This is a genomic window from Pseudomonas sp. 11/12A (assembly GCF_000800055.1).
Classification (GTDB): Bacteria; Pseudomonadota; Gammaproteobacteria; order Pseudomonadales; family Pseudomonadaceae; genus Aquipseudomonas; species Aquipseudomonas mohnii.
In genome coordinates, this window is sequence record NZ_JUGV01000001.1 from 3650242 (window position 1) to 3665293 (window position 15052).

Annotated in this window: 15 protein-coding genes and 1 riboswitch; of the genes, 7 read left to right on the top strand and 8 right to left on the bottom strand. The window is 59.6% G+C overall.

Going from position 1 to position 15052, the window contains the following annotated elements; genetic code table 11:
• Nucleotides 1-31: 31 nt before the first annotated feature.
• Nucleotides 32-263, bottom strand: a riboswitch (cobalamin riboswitch).
• 152 nt (nt 264-415) lie between these two features.
• Both GQ39_RS16765 and GQ39_RS16770 read left to right on the top strand, forming a co-directional pair.
• Nucleotides 416-1000, top strand: a complete 585-nt coding sequence (locus GQ39_RS16765) for a hypothetical protein (RefSeq protein WP_047531825.1) — start codon at nt 416-418, stop codon at nt 998-1000.
• A gap of 67 nt (nt 1001-1067) precedes the next feature.
• A complete protein-coding gene (locus GQ39_RS16770; RefSeq protein WP_047531828.1) occupies nt 1068-2381 on the top strand; it encodes a PQQ-dependent sugar dehydrogenase in 1314 nt (437 codons plus the stop codon).
• Between the two features lie 119 nt (nt 2382-2500).
• On the opposite strand, the gene GQ39_RS16775 is transcribed toward GQ39_RS16770, so the two are convergent.
• The 6 genes from GQ39_RS16775 to GQ39_RS16800 form a co-directional block, all read right to left on the bottom strand.
• On the bottom strand, nt 2501-3163 hold the full coding sequence (locus GQ39_RS16775) for an O-methyltransferase (RefSeq protein WP_047531830.1): 663 nt from the start codon (nt 3161-3163) through the stop codon (nt 2501-2503).
• Nucleotides 3164-3181: 18 nt separating this feature from the next.
• Nucleotides 3182-3718, bottom strand: a complete 537-nt coding sequence (locus tag GQ39_RS16780) for a C40 family peptidase (protein WP_047531832.1) — start codon at nt 3716-3718, stop codon at nt 3182-3184.
• A 164-nt stretch (nt 3719-3882) separates the two neighbouring features.
• The gene (locus GQ39_RS16785; RefSeq protein WP_047531836.1) at nt 3883-4530 is read right to left on the bottom strand and encodes a C40 family peptidase; all 648 of its coding nucleotides are present in this window, start codon (nt 4528-4530) and stop codon (nt 3883-3885) included.
• Between the two features lie 228 nt (nt 4531-4758).
• Nucleotides 4759-5463, bottom strand: coding sequence for a DnaA regulatory inactivator Hda (gene hda / locus GQ39_RS16790; RefSeq protein WP_007898944.1), 705 nt, complete (start codon nt 5461-5463; stop codon nt 4759-4761).
• 197 nt (nt 5464-5660) lie between these two features.
• Entirely contained in the window at nt 5661-6734 is a 1074-nt protein-coding gene (locus tag GQ39_RS16795; RefSeq protein WP_047531846.1) for an AI-2E family transporter, read from the bottom strand.
• 36 nt (nt 6735-6770) lie between these two features.
• Nucleotides 6771-7823 carry a DUF2066 domain-containing protein gene (locus tag GQ39_RS16800; RefSeq protein ID WP_047531848.1) on the bottom strand — a complete coding sequence of 351 codons (1053 nt, stop codon included), beginning with the start codon at nt 7821-7823 and terminating at the stop codon, nt 6771-6773.
• A gap of 383 nt (nt 7824-8206) precedes the next feature.
• Here GQ39_RS16800 and purM point away from each other — a divergent pair, with 383 nt between their 5' ends.
• The 5 genes from purM (at nt 8207) to GQ39_RS16825 (ending at nt 12120) form a co-directional block, all read left to right on the top strand.
• Entirely contained in the window at nt 8207-9265 is a 1059-nt protein-coding gene (gene purM / locus GQ39_RS16805) for a phosphoribosylformylglycinamidine cyclo-ligase (RefSeq protein WP_047531851.1), read from the top strand.
• Entirely contained in the window at nt 9265-9915 is a 651-nt protein-coding gene (gene purN, locus GQ39_RS16810; RefSeq protein ID WP_047531854.1) for a phosphoribosylglycinamide formyltransferase, read from the top strand. Before purM ends, purN begins: the two co-directional genes overlap by 1 nt.
• 8 nt (nt 9916-9923) lie before the next feature.
• On the top strand, nt 9924-10637 hold the full coding sequence (locus GQ39_RS16815) for a DUF3108 domain-containing protein (protein WP_047531856.1): 714 nt from the start codon (nt 9924-9926) through the stop codon (nt 10635-10637).
• Between the two features lie 143 nt (nt 10638-10780).
• Entirely contained in the window at nt 10781-11197 is a 417-nt protein-coding gene (locus GQ39_RS16820) for an OsmC family protein (RefSeq protein ID WP_047531858.1), read from the top strand.
• Nucleotides 11198-11259: 62 nt separating this feature from the next.
• Nucleotides 11260-12120: a pirin family protein gene (locus GQ39_RS16825; RefSeq protein WP_047531861.1), complete on the top strand. Its 861-nt coding sequence runs from the start codon at nt 11260-11262 to the stop codon at nt 12118-12120.
• Nucleotides 12121-12276: 156 nt separating this feature from the next.
• On the opposite strand, the gene GQ39_RS16830 is transcribed toward GQ39_RS16825, so the two are convergent.
• Nucleotides 12277-13005 carry a dienelactone hydrolase family protein gene (locus GQ39_RS16830; protein ID WP_047531863.1) on the bottom strand — a complete coding sequence of 243 codons (729 nt, stop codon included), beginning with the start codon at nt 13003-13005 and terminating at the stop codon, nt 12277-12279.
• A gap of 68 nt (nt 13006-13073) precedes the next feature.
• On the bottom strand, nt 13074-14978 hold the full coding sequence (gene htpG / locus GQ39_RS16835) for a molecular chaperone HtpG (RefSeq protein ID WP_047538965.1): 1905 nt from the start codon (nt 14976-14978) through the stop codon (nt 13074-13076).
• Between the last annotated feature and the right edge of the window lie 74 nt (nt 14979-15052).

Sequence of the window (15052 nt, forward strand, 5' to 3'; positions counted from 1 at the left end):
CGGCAAGAAGCCTGGCATCGCCCACCGTGATGCCGCTTGAATGGATCAGGCCGGTCTCCGGGCTCATGAGCGGCGTTGGCCTGACTGCGCGCCTTCCCGCATCGATGACGACGCAGTGGCTCAAGGCGCAGCTTTCACTCATTTACCGTTGCGGGGGCAGCGCCGGGATCGAAGGCCTTCACGCATTGAAGGACCTGCTCACCGGCTTCCCTGTTTCACTCTGTCGACCCAAGTCACAGAGCACCTGAAACAAGCCGCGAAGGTTAGAGGGTTGGGGGTGGAGCGTCAATTGAAGACGGGGTACGCGCGCGAATAACTGCCGTTAATCAATAAACTGACGCCAATCTTGTGCCACACTTCAAGCAGTGATATCAAAGAGCCACAACCCCACATCAAAATAACAAGGGTGAGCCCCATGCAAGGCATGATCATCAGCAATCCGCAACTGGAATTCCTGCGCCCGGTGCTGGAGCGCTGGTTTGACTGTATCGACCGCTACAACGCCGTACGCGGCGATAACGAAACGCCTTACTGGCTCGACGAAAAAGCCAATCTCGGCCTGCTTTCCGCCGCTGCCTGGATGGCTGAAATGGTCACCCTGCAACAATCGCCCACCCGCAAACAAATCGATGAAGGCGAACGCAACGGTCGTGCCGACCTGTTTATCGCCACACCCGAAGCACGCGCCTGGATTCAAGCCACACAACGCTGGCCACGGGTGAACAGCCTGAACCTGACCCAGGCCCTGCTCGATATCACCAGCGAGGCCAAACGCGTCAGCTACGCCAGCGACCTGAGACTCGGCTGCCTGTTTGTGGCACCGCAGAAACCCCAGCATGGCGCCACCCCGGAAGAATTGCAGGACATGGTCGACGACCTGCAAAAGGAGCACACCTGCGCCGTCGCCTGGTATTTCCCCTACGCCTACCGCAAGTTGCACAACGAAGGAGGTCACTATCATCCCGGCATAGCCGTGCTGTTCAAGGAAGCTCGCGGCTAACGGTTGAACCATCGTGCAACGTAACTTCTCTACTGATCAGGTCACTGCATTCATAGGGAAGATCAGTATGCGCAAGCCCCAACTCGTACTCGCTATCGCGCTCGCCGGAGGACTCGCCGCTTGCGGTGAAACCTCCAGCCTGCAAGTCGCCGACGGCACCGGCCCGTCACCCAGGCTCCCAGAACCCAACAAGACGTTGATTCCGACGGTAAACATCGCCCCGGCGATCGGCTGGCCGGACGGCGCCAAACCCGTCGCCGCTGCCGGTACCCAAGTAGCCGCATTCGCCGAGAACCTCGACCACCCGCGCTGGCTCTATGTGCTGCCCAACGGCGACGTGCTGGTGGCCGAAACCAATGCACCGCCCAAACCCGATGACGGAACAGGCATACGCGGCTGGATCATGAAGAAAGTCATGGGGCGCGCCGGTGCGGGCGTGCCGAGCGCCAATCGCATCACCCTGCTGCGCGACCAGGACCACGACGGCATCGCGGAAACCCGCACGGTGTTTCTGGAAAACCTGAACTCCCCCTTCGGCATGGCGCTGGTCGGCAATGACCTGTACATCGCCGACACCGATCGATTGCTGCGTTTTCACTATGAAAACGGCGATACAGCGATCAAGTCGCAACCGATCAAAGTACTCGACCTGCCCGGCGGCACGCTGAATCACCACTGGACCAAAAACGTCATCGCCAGCAAGGACGGCAGCAAGCTGTATGTCACGGTGGGCTCGAACAGCAACGTTGCCGAAAACGGCCTGGACAAGGAAGAAGGCCGCGCGGCGATCTGGGAAGTGGACCGCGCCACCGGCAACCACCGGATCTTTGCCTCGGGCTTGCGCAACCCCAATGGCCTGTCCTGGGAGCCGCAAAGCGGGGCACTGTGGACGGCGGTCAATGAGCGCGATGAAATCGGCAGCGATCTGGTGCCGGACTACATCACCTCGGTCAAGGACGGCGCGTTCTATGGCTGGCCATTCAGCTATTACGGCCAGCATGTCGACGTTCGCGTCGAGCCGCAAAACCCGGACATGGTGGCCAAGGCTATCGCGCCAGACTATGCGGTCGGCCCGCACACCGCTTCCCTGGGACTGACGTTCGCCGAAGGCAGCCGGTTGCCGGCGCCATTCACCCAGGGCGCCTTCGTTGGCCAGCACGGCTCATGGAACCGCAAGCCGCACAGTGGCTACAAAGTGATATTCGTGCCGTTCGACGCCGGCAAACCAAGCGGGCAGCCGGTGGATGTGCTCACGGGTTTTCTCAATGACCAAGAAAAAGCCATGGGCCGACCAGTGGGCGTGGTGATAGATCAGCAAGGCGCCTTGTTGGTGGCGGACGATGTAGGGAACAAGGTTTGGCGGGTTTCAGCAGTCAAATAAGTCACTGACCACTCTGTGGGAGCGAGCTTGCTCGCGATGGCGGTAGAACAGGCAACATCAATGCTGAATGTCACGGCCGCCTCGCGGGCAAGCCCGCTCCCACAAGGCATCCACAAGGATCACCGTTTGCGGCAGAGCGTGAGCCCATCGCCCAACGGCAACATCGACAGGTCCAAGCGCGAGTCATCCTTCAAGGCACGGTTGAGCGCCTGGATGGCTCGGGTGTCTGCGCTCAGCGGACGCTCTTCCAGTACCCGCCCGCTCCACAGCGTGTTATCGAACACCGCCAATCCACCCACCCGCAGCAGCCGCAGCGCGTGTTCAAGGTAGGTGGGATAATTGGCCTTGTCGGCGTCGATGAAGACCAGATCGAATTGCCCGCCCTGCCCTTGCCTCTCCAGTTCGGCGAGGGTTTCCAGCGCGGGCGCCAAACGCAGATCAATACGCTCGGCCAGGCCGGCTTCCCGCCAGTAACGACGTGCGGTGGCATTGTAGTCGCCGGGAATATCACAGCAGATCATCGAGCCGTCATCGGGCAGTGCCGCAGCCATGCACAGCGCGCTGTACCCCGTGAACGTTCCGATTTCCAGCAGACGTCGCGCGCCGGTCAGCTTCACCAGCAATGCAAGAAACTGCCCCTGCTCCGGCGCCACCTGCCAGCGCGCCATGGGCAACGCCTGGGTTTCGTCGCGCAAGCGCTTGAGCAGCGGGGTTTCGCGCAGGGACACATCAAGCAGGTAGTGATAGAGCGAGTCGTCAAGATTGAGCGTGCGAGCGGTCATGACAGCACCCTCTGGCTGTTACGGGTTGCGCGCCAGGTGTTCCGGTTGCAGGACGCGCTTGGCGCTCAGGTAGGCTTTCTGCCAATACGCCTTGGACAAGCTGTCGAGCTTCACCGTGCCGCCGGTGGCAGGCGCGTGGACGAAGCGACCTTCGCCGACGTAGATGCCTGCATGACTGACCTGCGAACCGCCATTGGTGGCGAAGAAGATCAGGTCACCTGTCTGCAGGCCTTCCTTGCCCACATTGGCCGCTTGCATGGAGATCATTTCGCGAGTGGTGCGCGGCAGCGAGATACCGGTGACATCACGGTACACGTAGCCGATCAGCCCGCTGCAATCGAACCCGGAATCCGGTGTATTGCCACCCCAGCGATACGGCGTACCCACCAGGCCCAACGCACGAAACAGTACGTCTTCCGCTTCAGGCGAAAAGGCTTGGGAGGAACCGAAAACGAGAGGAGTGCGAGCCACCGGCGCAGGCGGCGGTGTGCGGCTGGCGCAAGCGCTGAGCAGCGCTGCGAAAAGCATGATTGCGAGGCGGGCCGACGTCGACATAAGCAGAGCATCCTGATCTGGCTGCGGCGTTTTTCTGCTGGAGTGCAGAAAAGAAAACCGCCTGCGCGTTACGCAGGCGGTTTGCCATCATTCATAGATCAGATTCTAGCGCTTATGCGGCAAACTTCAAGTAAGACTTTAAGTTCGCCTTACAAAATGTCCGCTTAATTGCGTGCGGTCACGATCGGAGCCGCGTTTGGCGCCATCGCGAGCGCTCGCTTGGCTTCGATGAAGGTCTTGCTCCAGTAGCTGTCGCCCAGGCTATCAATCCGGACACCACCGCTTTTGCGGCTGCTGGAGTGGATGAACTGGTTGTCACCCAGGTAGATCCCGGCGTGACTGACACGACCGCGACGACCGTTGGTGGCGAAGAACAGCAGATCGCCAGGCTTCAGCTTGCTGCGAGACACCAGCGGCGCATCCACGTTGATCATTTCGCGAGTGGAGCGTGGCAGGTTCATGCCGGCTTGTTCACGGAACAGATAGCCGATAAACCCACTGCAATCGAAACCGGCTTCAGAAGTACCGCCGAAACGGTAACGGGTACCGATCAGGGACATGCCGCGTTCGAGGATGCTGTCAGCCAGCGCCGGAAGTTGATACGACTTGCCATCGGCGAAGTCAGCCAGCTCTTTTTCAGTGGCCTTCTCTTCCTGGTAAAAAGCGTCCTGGTAAAGAGCGGACGACTGCGCGGTAACAGAATTTTTAACCTGTTGCTGCTGCTCTTGCTGGGACACTGGAGAGTGAGCAGCGCAACCGAACAACAGGGTGACGAGTGCGAGAGGCACGAGGGGTGCGAAGCGCTTTAGCATGGGCACGACCGTGGCTGATAGTTGTAAAGAAGTCGAGACTATGCCCGCTATCATCCTCATTTGCAAATTCAATCGAACTTTTTGTGACTTATCGGTTTCTTGCCAACATCTAAGCGCTTAAGCCCATATTAAACACTTGCGCAGCCTGCAGCCCTGTAGGAAAGCGTATTTCCTGGCGCCTGAAATATGCAGAAAGCCCCGCCGGCCTTGGCATTCCCGGCTTTTTTTCTACCAGCCGAGCGTCTCTTTCAGGAAGGGAATAGTCAGCTTGCGCTGTGCTTGAAGAGAGGCCTGATCGAGCCGCTCGAGCAATTCGAAAAGCGCACTCATGCTGCGGGTTCCACGGGTCAAAATAAAGTGCCCGACCTCGTCGGTCAGATGCAGTCCTCGCCGCGATGCGCGAAGTTGCAGGGCACGCAATTTGTCTTCGTCCGAAAGCGGACGCATCTGGAAGATCAGCGCCAGGGTCAGGCGGGATTTGAGGTCTGCCAGCTTCACCGGCAGCTCACGCGGGGAAGTCGATGCGGCAATCAACAGCCGTCGGCCACTGTCGCGCAGGCGATTGAACAGATGGAACAGCGCTTCTTCCCAGTCGGCCTTGCCGGCCACCGCTTGAAGATCATCCAGGCAGACCAGTTCGTACTGTTCAAGGTTGTCGAGAATTTCGATACCGCGGTCCAGCAATTCGGCCAACGGCAAATACACCGCCGGCTCGCCCAACTGCTCGAAGCGCAGGCAGGCCGCCTGCAACAGATGCGTACGCCCTACCCCGTCCTTGCCCCATAGGTAAATCAGGCTTTCGGTCCAGCCGGCGTCGGCTTCGCATAGACGCTCGACATAGCCGAGTGCAGCGGCATTGGCGCCTGGGTAGTAGTTGATAAAGGTGGCGTCATCACGCAGACGCACACCTAGGGGCAGCTGAATCGGTTTCATGCTGACTGAACAGTTCCAAAGGAACCGTTAGTGGCCTCTGTGTAAAGTTTGCGAAGTTTATACCCGTGACGCCGACCGCACAATGCGACAGACCACAAGCAAAATCAAAGGTTTGCGTTGGCGCCCTGATTTTATGACAGTTTCTTTGGCGGAGCCGGCGATAACCCGGCGCCGAGCCGGGCTACCCATGACAAGGCCTAGAGCTCAGGTTCATCAACACCCGAGTACATATCAGAATCCTTATACAAATCATGCACATGGCGCACCAGCACCATAATCACCGCCGCGACCGGCAGCGCCAGCAAAACGCCAGTAAACCCGAACAACTCACCACCGGCCAGAATGGCGAAAATCACCGCCACCGGGTGCAGGCCAATCCGGTCACCCACCAGCAATGGTGTCAGCACCATGCCTTCGAGCGCTTGCCCCACCATGAACACCGCAACGATGCCGACCATGGGATACAGATCGCCACCAAACTGAAACAGGCCCGCGATCAATGCGGCGCCGATACCAATGACGAAGCCCATGTACGGCACGATGGCCGCCAGACCGGCAATCAGGCCGATCAACAGCCCCAACTCCAGCCCCACCAGCATCAGGCCCGCGGCATAGATCACACCCAACGCCACCATCACCAGCAACTGGCCACGGACAAACGCTCCCAGCACCTCATGACATTCACCGGCCAGCGACACCACGCGCTCTTCACGGTCGCGCGGCAGCAGGCTGCGGATCTTGGCCATCATCAGGTCCCAGTCCCGCAACAGGTAAAAACTCACGACCGGAATCAACACCAGGTTGGCCAGCCAGCCAATCACCGCCAGGCCGGAAGCCGTCGCCTGACTCAGTACCACGCCGACGATATCGGAGGTCTGGCCCATATGCTCGCTGATCGCAGCCTTGAGTTTGTCGAATTTCCAGAACCCCTCTGACAACCCGAACTTCGATTGCGCCCACGGCAATGCGGTGTGTTGCAGCCAATCGAGCATCTGTGGCGCCAGCTCATACAACCGGAACAACTGCTTGGCGAGCATCGGCACCAGCACCAGCAGCAGCGCGGTGAAGATCAAGGTGAAGAGCGCGAACACCGCGACCACACCCAAGGTCCGGGACAACCCGGCCTTTTCCAGCCGATCCACCAATGGATCAAACAGATAGGCCAGCAGCAACGCCACCAGGAACGGCGTAAGGATCGGATGCAACAGCCAGACAAACGCGCAGAGCAGGACTACTCCACCCAACCAGAACCAACGCCGCGTATCGACCATGAACCACTCCATTGCTTCTATATAAAGAAAGATAATCTACCAGCGGAAATGCAATTGCGGCGTCGCAACCGGAGCGGGCGCTACAGCCGGGGTCGAACCGTCCGCTACGGGCTGGACAGGGAGTGCCGGGGTTGGCGCCGCCGCCACCTCCTGCAACTTCGCCAGTGACAACTGCGCCCGCAATTGATCGGTACTGCCATTGACCCGATACAGAATCCGGTCACCGTCGACACTTTGCGGGCGCCCGCCAAAGGGTTCCAGTAAACGTCCGAGCGTCGCGTAGCGCTCAAGGTTCATGCCTTGCACTTCCAGCAACTGCTGCGTCGAAGCCCCCGGCCTGGCGACGAATCGCGGCGCCAGACGCTCATTGACCGCGAGCATCACTGCATCCGCCACGGCAGCCTGATCGGCCCCCTGCACACTGCCGGCTTCTTTCTGGTCACCCAGCCATAAATGCCATTTGGCCTGCCATTGACCGCCCTCTTCGCGGGCATGCACCGCCAGCACGGCGTCGGCGTTGTAACGTTCCGAGGCGGCGCGCAACGCAGTCGGATCGGTACTTTCCAGATTCGGCGCCGTGGCGACGACTTGCTCATTCAGGTCCGCAAGCGGCAGGCGCAACGGCAAACCACGGTGCTGCGCTGCCCGGCGCAACGGCGTCGCACTGGCCTGGCCATCGCCCACCAGGCTTGACCCCTCCGTGGAGTCATTCAACCACCAGCCGAGGATCGACGGCCGATTGGCGCCCCACATGGCCAACCCGGCGCGACGTAACGCCTGCTCGGTGGTTGTCGGGTCGAAATCGACCTTCAACACTTCCGGCGGCCCTGCGTCAAAGCCGTACTGACTGATGATTTGCTGCGGATCTTTGCGAATCGCCGCCAACCCCGGACTCTGCGCTGCCTTGGGGTCACCGGTCAGGCGCAATACCAGGGTGTCCAGCGCGCGCTGAGTCGCTTGATCACGCTCCTCCTGCGTCTGGCTGCTGACGGGCTCGCGTACTTGATAGAGGCCTTTGACGGTTTCGGCATGAGTGACCAGACTGGTCAGGGATAAACAGCCCACAAACAAGAATTTAGAAAAACGCATGGAAGATTCCTGGCGACAAGAGCGGCTGGAACAGACCGCATGAAGACGATCGAGCAAGGCTGTGACCATCGCCCGGCGCAAAATATTCACACGTCCCGAGTAAGTTTTCGCACTGTCATAACGATAGACGCTTAATGGCGGTACCTTGAGCAGGCGTGAAGGATGCCACCAAACGGAACAAATACGGTTTTTTTAGGCGGATATGCCCCTGCCGTCGGCCTGAGGATGGCCGCTGCCCTTCAAGCCTGATAAAATCGCGCGCCTTCGCAGACCGGCAACAGCCGGGCACCTTCGAATATCGCGTGAGGCAATCGCCCTCGTCGATTTCGGCGGCCCCGCTGGACCCGGTCGTTACCCCTGAATCCCCCCTAAAGGCCTGGATCATGAGCAAGCAACCCTCCCTGAGCTACAAGGACGCCGGTGTAGACATCGACGCCGGTGAAGCATTGGTCGAACGCATCAAGAGCGTCGCCAAGCGCACTGCGCGCCCGGAAGTCATGGGCGGCCTGGGCGGTTTTGGCGCCCTCTGCGAAATCCCGGCCGGCTACAGACAGCCTGTGCTGGTTTCCGGTACCGACGGCGTCGGCACCAAACTGCGCCTGGCGCTGAACCTGAACAAACACGACAGCATCGGCATCGACCTGGTTGCCATGTGCGTCAATGACCTGGTGGTCTGCGGCGCCGAACCGCTGTTCTTCCTCGACTACTACGCCACCGGCAAACTGAACGTCGACACCGCGGCCCAGGTCGTGACCGGCATCGGTGCTGGCTGCGAACTGTCCGGCTGCTCCCTGGTTGGCGGCGAAACCGCTGAAATGCCTGGCATGTACGAAGGCGAAGACTATGACCTGGCCGGTTTCTGCGTCGGCGTCGTGGAGAAATCCGAAATCATCGACGGCTCCAAAGTCGCAGCGGGCGATGCCCTGCTCGCCCTGCCGTCGTCCGGCCCGCACTCCAACGGTTATTCGCTGATCCGCAAGATCATCGAAGTGTCCGGTGCCGACATCGAAAACACCCAGCTCGACGGCAAGCCGCTGACCGACCTGCTGATGGCCCCGACCCGTATCTACGTCAAGCCGCTGCTCAAGCTGATCAAGGAAACCGGTGCCGTCAAAGCCATGGCCCACATCACCGGTGGCGGCCTGCTGGACAACATTCCACGCGTGCTGCCAAAAGGCGCCCAAGCAGTGGTTGACGTGGCAAGCTGGACCCGCCCTGCGGTGTTCGACTGGCTGCAAGAGAAAGGCAACGTCGACGAGAACGAAATGCACCGCGTCCTGAACTGCGGCGTAGGCATGGTCATCTGCGTGGCGCAAGAGCACGTGGACGCTGCCCTGAAGGTCCTGCGCGAAGCTGGCGAGCAACCTTGGGTCATCGGTCAGATCTCCACCGCTGCCGAAGGCGCGGCCCAGGTTGAACTGAAGAACCTCAAGGCTCACTGATGCCTAAGACCTGTGATGTGGTGGTGCTGCTGTCCGGCACCGGCAGTAACTTGCAGGCCTTGATCGACAGCACGCGGACCGGCGACAGCCCGGTCCGCATCGCTGCGGTGATCTCCAACCGCGCCGACGCCTACGGCCTGCAACGCGCCAGGGACGCGGGCATCGACACCCGCTTCCTGGATCACAAGGCTTTCGACGGCCGCGAGGCCTTCGATGCCGCTCTGATTGAACTGATCGACGCCTTCAATCCCAAACTCGTGGTCCTGGCCGGTTTCATGCGCATCCTCAGCGCTGACTTCGTTCGCCACTATCAGGGCCGCCTGCTCAATATCCATCCTTCGCTGCTGCCCAAATACAAAGGGTTACACACTCATCAGCGAGCGCTGGAAGCCGGGGACACCGAACACGGTTGCTCCGTGCACTTCGTCACCGAGGAACTCGATGGCGGACCACTGGTCGTACAGGCTGTAATACCGGTAGAGTTGCACGACTCGCCGCAGAGTCTGGCGCAACGGGTCCATGTTCAGGAACACCTGATTTACCCGATGGCCGTCCGCTGGTTTGCAGAAGGCCGGTTATCGCTCGGCGAGCATGGTGCTTTACTGGATGGACAGTTACTCGCGGCCAGCGGCCACTTGATTCGAACCTAGGAGATTTTATGCGTCGTGCCCTGCTCTTCGCTTGCGCTCTGCTCGCCTTGCCCTTCGCGCAGGCTGCAGACCTTCAACCTTTCTCCGCCAGCTACACCGCCGACTGGAAGCAGTTGCCCATGAGCGGCACCGCCGAACGCAGCCTGACCAAGGAAGCCAATGGCGTCTGGAAACTCAGCTTCAAGGCTTCGATGATGATCGCCAGCCTGTCCGAAGAAAGCACGCTGACCGTCGACAAAGACACTCTGCTGCCGCAGTCCTACCACTTCGCACGCGGCGGTCTGGGCAAGGCCAAGAAAGCTGATCTGGACTTCGACTGGACGGCCAAGAAGGTTACCGGCACCGATCGTGGCGACGCGGTCAATATTCCGCTCAATCGCGGCATGGTCGACAAATCCACCTATCAACTGGCGCTGCAGCATGACGTGGCCGCCGGCAAAAAGAGCATGAGCTATCAGGTTGTCGATGATGGCGAAGTCGATACCTATGACTTCCGCGTGCTGGGTTCGGAAAAAGTCGACACCAAGGCTGGCCAGATCGATGCGATCAAGGTCGAGCGCGTGCGTGACCCGACTCAAAGCAAGCGCACCACCGTGCTGTGGTTCGCCAAGGACTGGGATTACCTGCTGGTCCGTCTGCAACAGGTCGAAACCGACGGTAAGGAGTACAACATCATGCTCCTGGACGGCAAGGTCAACGGCAAGACCGTCAAAGGCAGCTGAGCCAGACCAAGACAAAGAGCCCCGCAATCGCGGGGCTTTTTCATGCCGGAACAAAAAACCGGAACGCGTCGCCGCGCGCATGCTCTATACCTTCAAGGTCTTTTTTGATCGAATGACTTTTCCTGTCGCTTGCGAGGTTTCCCATGACTGTCACCGTCAACACCGTTTCCGCCGAAGGTTTGCGTCACAGCGTCCAGATCGACGACCATGAACTCTTTGCCGATGCGCCCACCACAGCCGGTGGCGAGGGTTCGGCGCCGGAGCCACACGACTACTTCGACGCCGCCCTCGGTGCCTGCAAGGCCCTGACACTGAAAATGTACGCGAAGAAAAAAGACATCCCGCTCACCGGTGTCGGCGTCGAGGTCAAGCGCGACAACAGCCAGGAGCAGAAAGGCAAGTACGCGCTGCACGTCAAACTGACCCTCAAGGGCGTGCTGACCGATGCCCAGCGCGAAGAACTGCATCGCGTGGCGGATCGTTGCCCGATCCACAAATTGATGACCACCAGCGACGTCAGCATCGAAACCCATTTGTCCGAAGGCGCTTTCAGCCAATAGCGGCAAGGGCTGCGCAAGCGGGTTATGCTCGAATGCATCACCCGCTCAGTCTGGAATGCACAATGAACACTCCGCTCGTGATCCGCCCCCGCGCCGAAGATGTCGAGGGCCAGCCGATTCTTCGCCCACTGCCGACCGCCAAATGCCGCAGCGTCGGACCCTTCGTATTTTTCGACCACATGCTGGAAACCCGCTACCCGCCGGGCAAAGGCATGAACATCCGCCAACATCCACACATCGGCCTCTCCACCCTCACCTACCTGTTCCAGGGGCAGATCCAGCACAAGGACAGCCTCGGTTCCGATCAGGTCGTGGATACCGGTGATGTCAGCTGGATGACCGCTGGCAGCGCCATTGCCCATGTCGAGCGCACGCCAGAGGCGCTCAAGGAAAACGGATTTACGATGCACGGCCTGCAAATCTGGCTGGCCTCGCCCAAGGATCATGAGCAAGGCCCGGGACATTACAGCCATCACCCCGCCGCCACACTGCCGGTCAGCGAGAACCTGGGGGTGAAAATCCGCATGATTGCCGGGACGGGCTTCTGCCTGGAATCGCCGGTACCCGTACTTTCTCCGACGCTCTATGCGGAGTTGACCCTGCAAACGGCGACGACGTTGCTGATTCCAACCGAACATGAAGAGCGCGCGCTGTATGTCTTGAGCGGCGAGGTACAACTGGACGGCGAACCTGTAGAGCCACACACCTTAGTGGTGCTACCGGGCGGAGAGGAGATGACTTTGTTCGCTGACAGCGACAGTCATGCCGTTGTATTCGGTGGCGCACCGCTGGATGGTCCGCGACGAATCAACTGGAATTTTGTGGCGAGCGATCCGGCGGCTATCGATGAAGCGCGCCGACGCTGGGCGGCCGGGGATTGGCCAACCGTACCGGGGGAAAGCGAGCGGATCGAATTGCCTTAGTTTTGTGTCGCTTGGCAGGTCGCCTTCGCTGGCAAGCCAGCTCCCACAGGGTTCGAGGTGAGTCACAAATGATGCGAACGCCATCTGTCCCTGTGGGAGCGGGCTTGCCCGCGAAGAGGCCGGCGCGGGCACTGCATTAGCCAGTGCCGGACAACATCAGCCCTTGAACACTTCATCCAGCAAGTTATGCATCGAGGTAAATGCCCGAGCAGCGACCTTGGCGTCGTACATCATCATGCCAGGCACATTCGCATGCGGATCGGTGAACGAATGGAACGCTCCGCCGTAGCTCAGCAGTTGCCAATCCACGCCAGCGGCATTCATTTCCTCTTCAAAAGCCGGCAGTTGCTCTTTCGGAACCAATGGATCGGAAGCGCCGTGCAGGACCAACACCTTACCCTTGATGTTTTTCGCATCGTTGACGTCCGGTGTATCCAGCGTGCCGTGGAACGAGACTGCCGCTTTCACCGGCGCACCGGTCCGGGCCAACTCCAGCGCACAGCAACCACCAAAGCAGAAACCGAACGTGGCCAGCTTCGAGGTATCGACGGCCACTTCGCCCTGGCTTTGCAGCTGCTCGAACGCCACTTGCATGCGCTTACGCAGTAATGGGCGGTCATTCTTCAACGGCATCATCGCCGCGCCCGCTTCATCGTTATTTTGTGGACGAACCGATTGGCCGTAGAGATCAGCGATCAGGACCACGTATCCCTTGGCCGCCACCGACTTGGCGATTTCCTCGGCGCCAGCGCTGACGCCCATCCAGTTCGGCGCCATCAACAAGCCCGGACGCGGGCCCTTATGGTCGGCATCAAAGGCCACACGGCTTTCGTAGGGCTGACCGTCAATCTGATAGGCAACGGAACGTACAGTGATTTGGCTCATTTCTGACTCCTGATTTTTTAAACACCAGAATGAAAAAACCCGCCGAAGCGGGTTTTTCTACAACGCTGTTAAGCCGACAGCTCAACCAATAGCTTGTTCAGACGACGCACATAGGCCGCCGGATCCTTCAAGCTGTCGCCGGCCGCCAGGGCCGCCTGATCGAAGAGGATGTGCGACAGGTCGCCGAAGCGTTCGTCGCTTTGCTCTTTATCGAGCTTCTCGATCAGCGGGTGAGCCGGGTTGAATTCGAAGATCGGCTTCGAATCCGGGACCTTCTGCCCACTGGCTTCCAGGATCTGACGCATTTGCAGGCCCAGGTCCTGCTCGCCGATGGCCAGAATCGCCGGGGAATCGGTCAGGCGATGGGAAACCCGAACTTCGGCGACGGATTCGCCCAGCGCGGTTTTCAGACGCTCAACCAGACCTTCTTTGGACTTGGCGACTTCTTCCGCGGCCTTCTTGTCCTCTTCCGAGTCCAGGTTGCCCAGGTCCAGGTCACCGCGTGCCACGTCAACAAAGCTCTTGCCGTCGAAATCGTTGAGGTAGCTCATCAGCCACTCGTCGATACGGTCGGTCAGCAGCAGCACTTCGATGCCTTTCTTGCGGAAGACTTCCAGGTGCGGGCTGTTTTTGACTTGCGCGTAGGTTTCGCCAGTCAGGTAGTAGATCTTGTCCTGACCTTCCTTGGCGCGCGCCAGGTAATCGGCCAGACCGACCACTTGTTCGCCGTCGTCACCGTTGGTCGACGCGAAACGCAGCAGGCCAGCGATTTTCTCTTTGTTGGCGAAGTCTTCTGCCGGGCCTTCTTTCATGACCTGGCCGAAGTTTTTCCAGAAGCCTTTGTATTGCTCAGGCTCGTTTTTCGCCAGTTTTTCCAGCATGTCCAGAACGCGCTTGGTCAGCGCCGACTTCATGGAGTCGATGATCGGGTCTTTCTGCAGGATTTCCCGCGACACGTTCAGCGACAGATCGTTGGAGTCAACCACGCCCTTGATGAAACGCAGGTACAGCGGCAGGAACGACTCCGCCTGATCCATGACGAACACGCGCTGCACGTAAAGCTTCAAGCCTTTCGGCGCTTCACGCTGGTACAGGTCAAACGGAGCACGGGCCGGCACGTACAGCAGCGAGCTGTATTCCAGCTTGCCTTCAACCTTGTTGTGGCTCCAGCTCAGCGGGTTTTCGAAGTCGTGAGCGATGTGCTTGTAGAACTCCTGGTATTCCTCGTCCTTGACCTCGGTACGCGGACGGGTCCACAGGGCGCTGGCGCGGTTGACGGTTTCCCATTCGGCGGCCGGCTTCTCTTCGCCTTCGACGGCCGCCACTTCTTTCGGCAACTCGATCGGCAAGGCGATGTGGTCGGAATACTTCTTGATGATGTTGCGCAGGCGCCAGCCATCGGCGAACTCGTCTTCACCGGATTTCAGGTGCAGGACGATACGGGTACCGCGCTCGGCTTTATCGATGGTTGCAACTTCGAAGTCACCTTCGCCCTTGGACGACCAGTGCACGCCTTCGCTGGCGGCGCTGCCGGCACGACGGCTGAACACGTCAACTTTGTCGGCGACGATGAATGCAGAGTAAAAACCGACACCGAACTGACCGATCAGGTGCGAATCTTTCTTCTGGTCACCGGTCAGGTGCTTCATGAAATCGGCGGTGCCTGATTTGGCGATGGTGCCGAGGTGCGTGATCGCGTCCTCACGGCTCATGCCGATGCCGTTGTCTTCAAGGGTGACGGTCTTGGCGTCCTTGTCGAAGCTCACACGGATTTTCAGCTCGGCGCCACCTTCCAGCAATTCCGGCTTGGACAGCGCTTCGAAACGTAATTTGTCTACAGCGTCAGAGGCGTTCGAGATCAGTTCGCGAAGGAAAATTTCCTTGTTGGAATAAAGCGAATGGATCATGAGGTGCAGCAGTTGCTTCACCTCGGTCTGGAAGCCCAGGGTTTCCTTTTGAGTTTCCACACTCATGGTCATCAAACTCCAATCAGATGGCTAAGCCGCGACCTTGAAGGCCGGCGGCGGGATGTCATCAGAGTTGGGGG

Coding starts and splice junctions, on each gene's coding strand:
- GQ39_RS16825 (WP_047531861.1), top strand. CDS start 11,260: ATGAACACTCCGCTCGTGATCCGCCCCCGCGCCGAAGATGTCGAGGGC.
- hda (WP_007898944.1), bottom strand. CDS start 5,463: ATGAAACCGATTCAGCTGCCCCTAGGTGTGCGTCTGCGTGATGACGCC.
- GQ39_RS16800 (WP_047531848.1), bottom strand. CDS start 7,823: ATGCGTTTTTCTAAATTCTTGTTTGTGGGCTGTTTATCCCTGACCAGT.
- GQ39_RS16765 (WP_047531825.1), top strand. CDS start 416: ATGCAAGGCATGATCATCAGCAATCCGCAACTGGAATTCCTGCGCCCG.
- GQ39_RS16785 (WP_047531836.1), bottom strand. CDS start 4,530: ATGCTAAAGCGCTTCGCACCCCTCGTGCCTCTCGCACTCGTCACCCTG.
- GQ39_RS16820 (WP_047531858.1), top strand. CDS start 10,781: ATGACTGTCACCGTCAACACCGTTTCCGCCGAAGGTTTGCGTCACAGC.
- purM (WP_047531851.1), top strand. CDS start 8,207: ATGAGCAAGCAACCCTCCCTGAGCTACAAGGACGCCGGTGTAGACATC.
- GQ39_RS16830 (WP_047531863.1), bottom strand. CDS start 13,005: ATGAGCCAAATCACTGTACGTTCCGTTGCCTATCAGATTGACGGTCAG.
- GQ39_RS16795 (WP_047531846.1), bottom strand. CDS start 6,734: ATGGTCGATACGCGGCGTTGGTTCTGGTTGGGTGGAGTAGTCCTGCTC.
- GQ39_RS16775 (WP_047531830.1), bottom strand. CDS start 3,163: ATGACCGCTCGCACGCTCAATCTTGACGACTCGCTCTATCACTACCTG.
- GQ39_RS16770 (WP_047531828.1), top strand. CDS start 1,068: ATGCGCAAGCCCCAACTCGTACTCGCTATCGCGCTCGCCGGAGGACTC.
- GQ39_RS16780 (WP_047531832.1), bottom strand. CDS start 3,718: ATGTCGACGTCGGCCCGCCTCGCAATCATGCTTTTCGCAGCGCTGCTC.
- GQ39_RS16815 (WP_047531856.1), top strand. CDS start 9,924: ATGCGTCGTGCCCTGCTCTTCGCTTGCGCTCTGCTCGCCTTGCCCTTC.
- htpG (WP_047538965.1), bottom strand. CDS start 14,978: ATGAGTGTGGAAACTCAAAAGGAAACCCTGGGCTTCCAGACCGAGGTG.
- purN (WP_047531854.1), top strand. CDS start 9,265: ATGCCTAAGACCTGTGATGTGGTGGTGCTGCTGTCCGGCACCGGCAGT.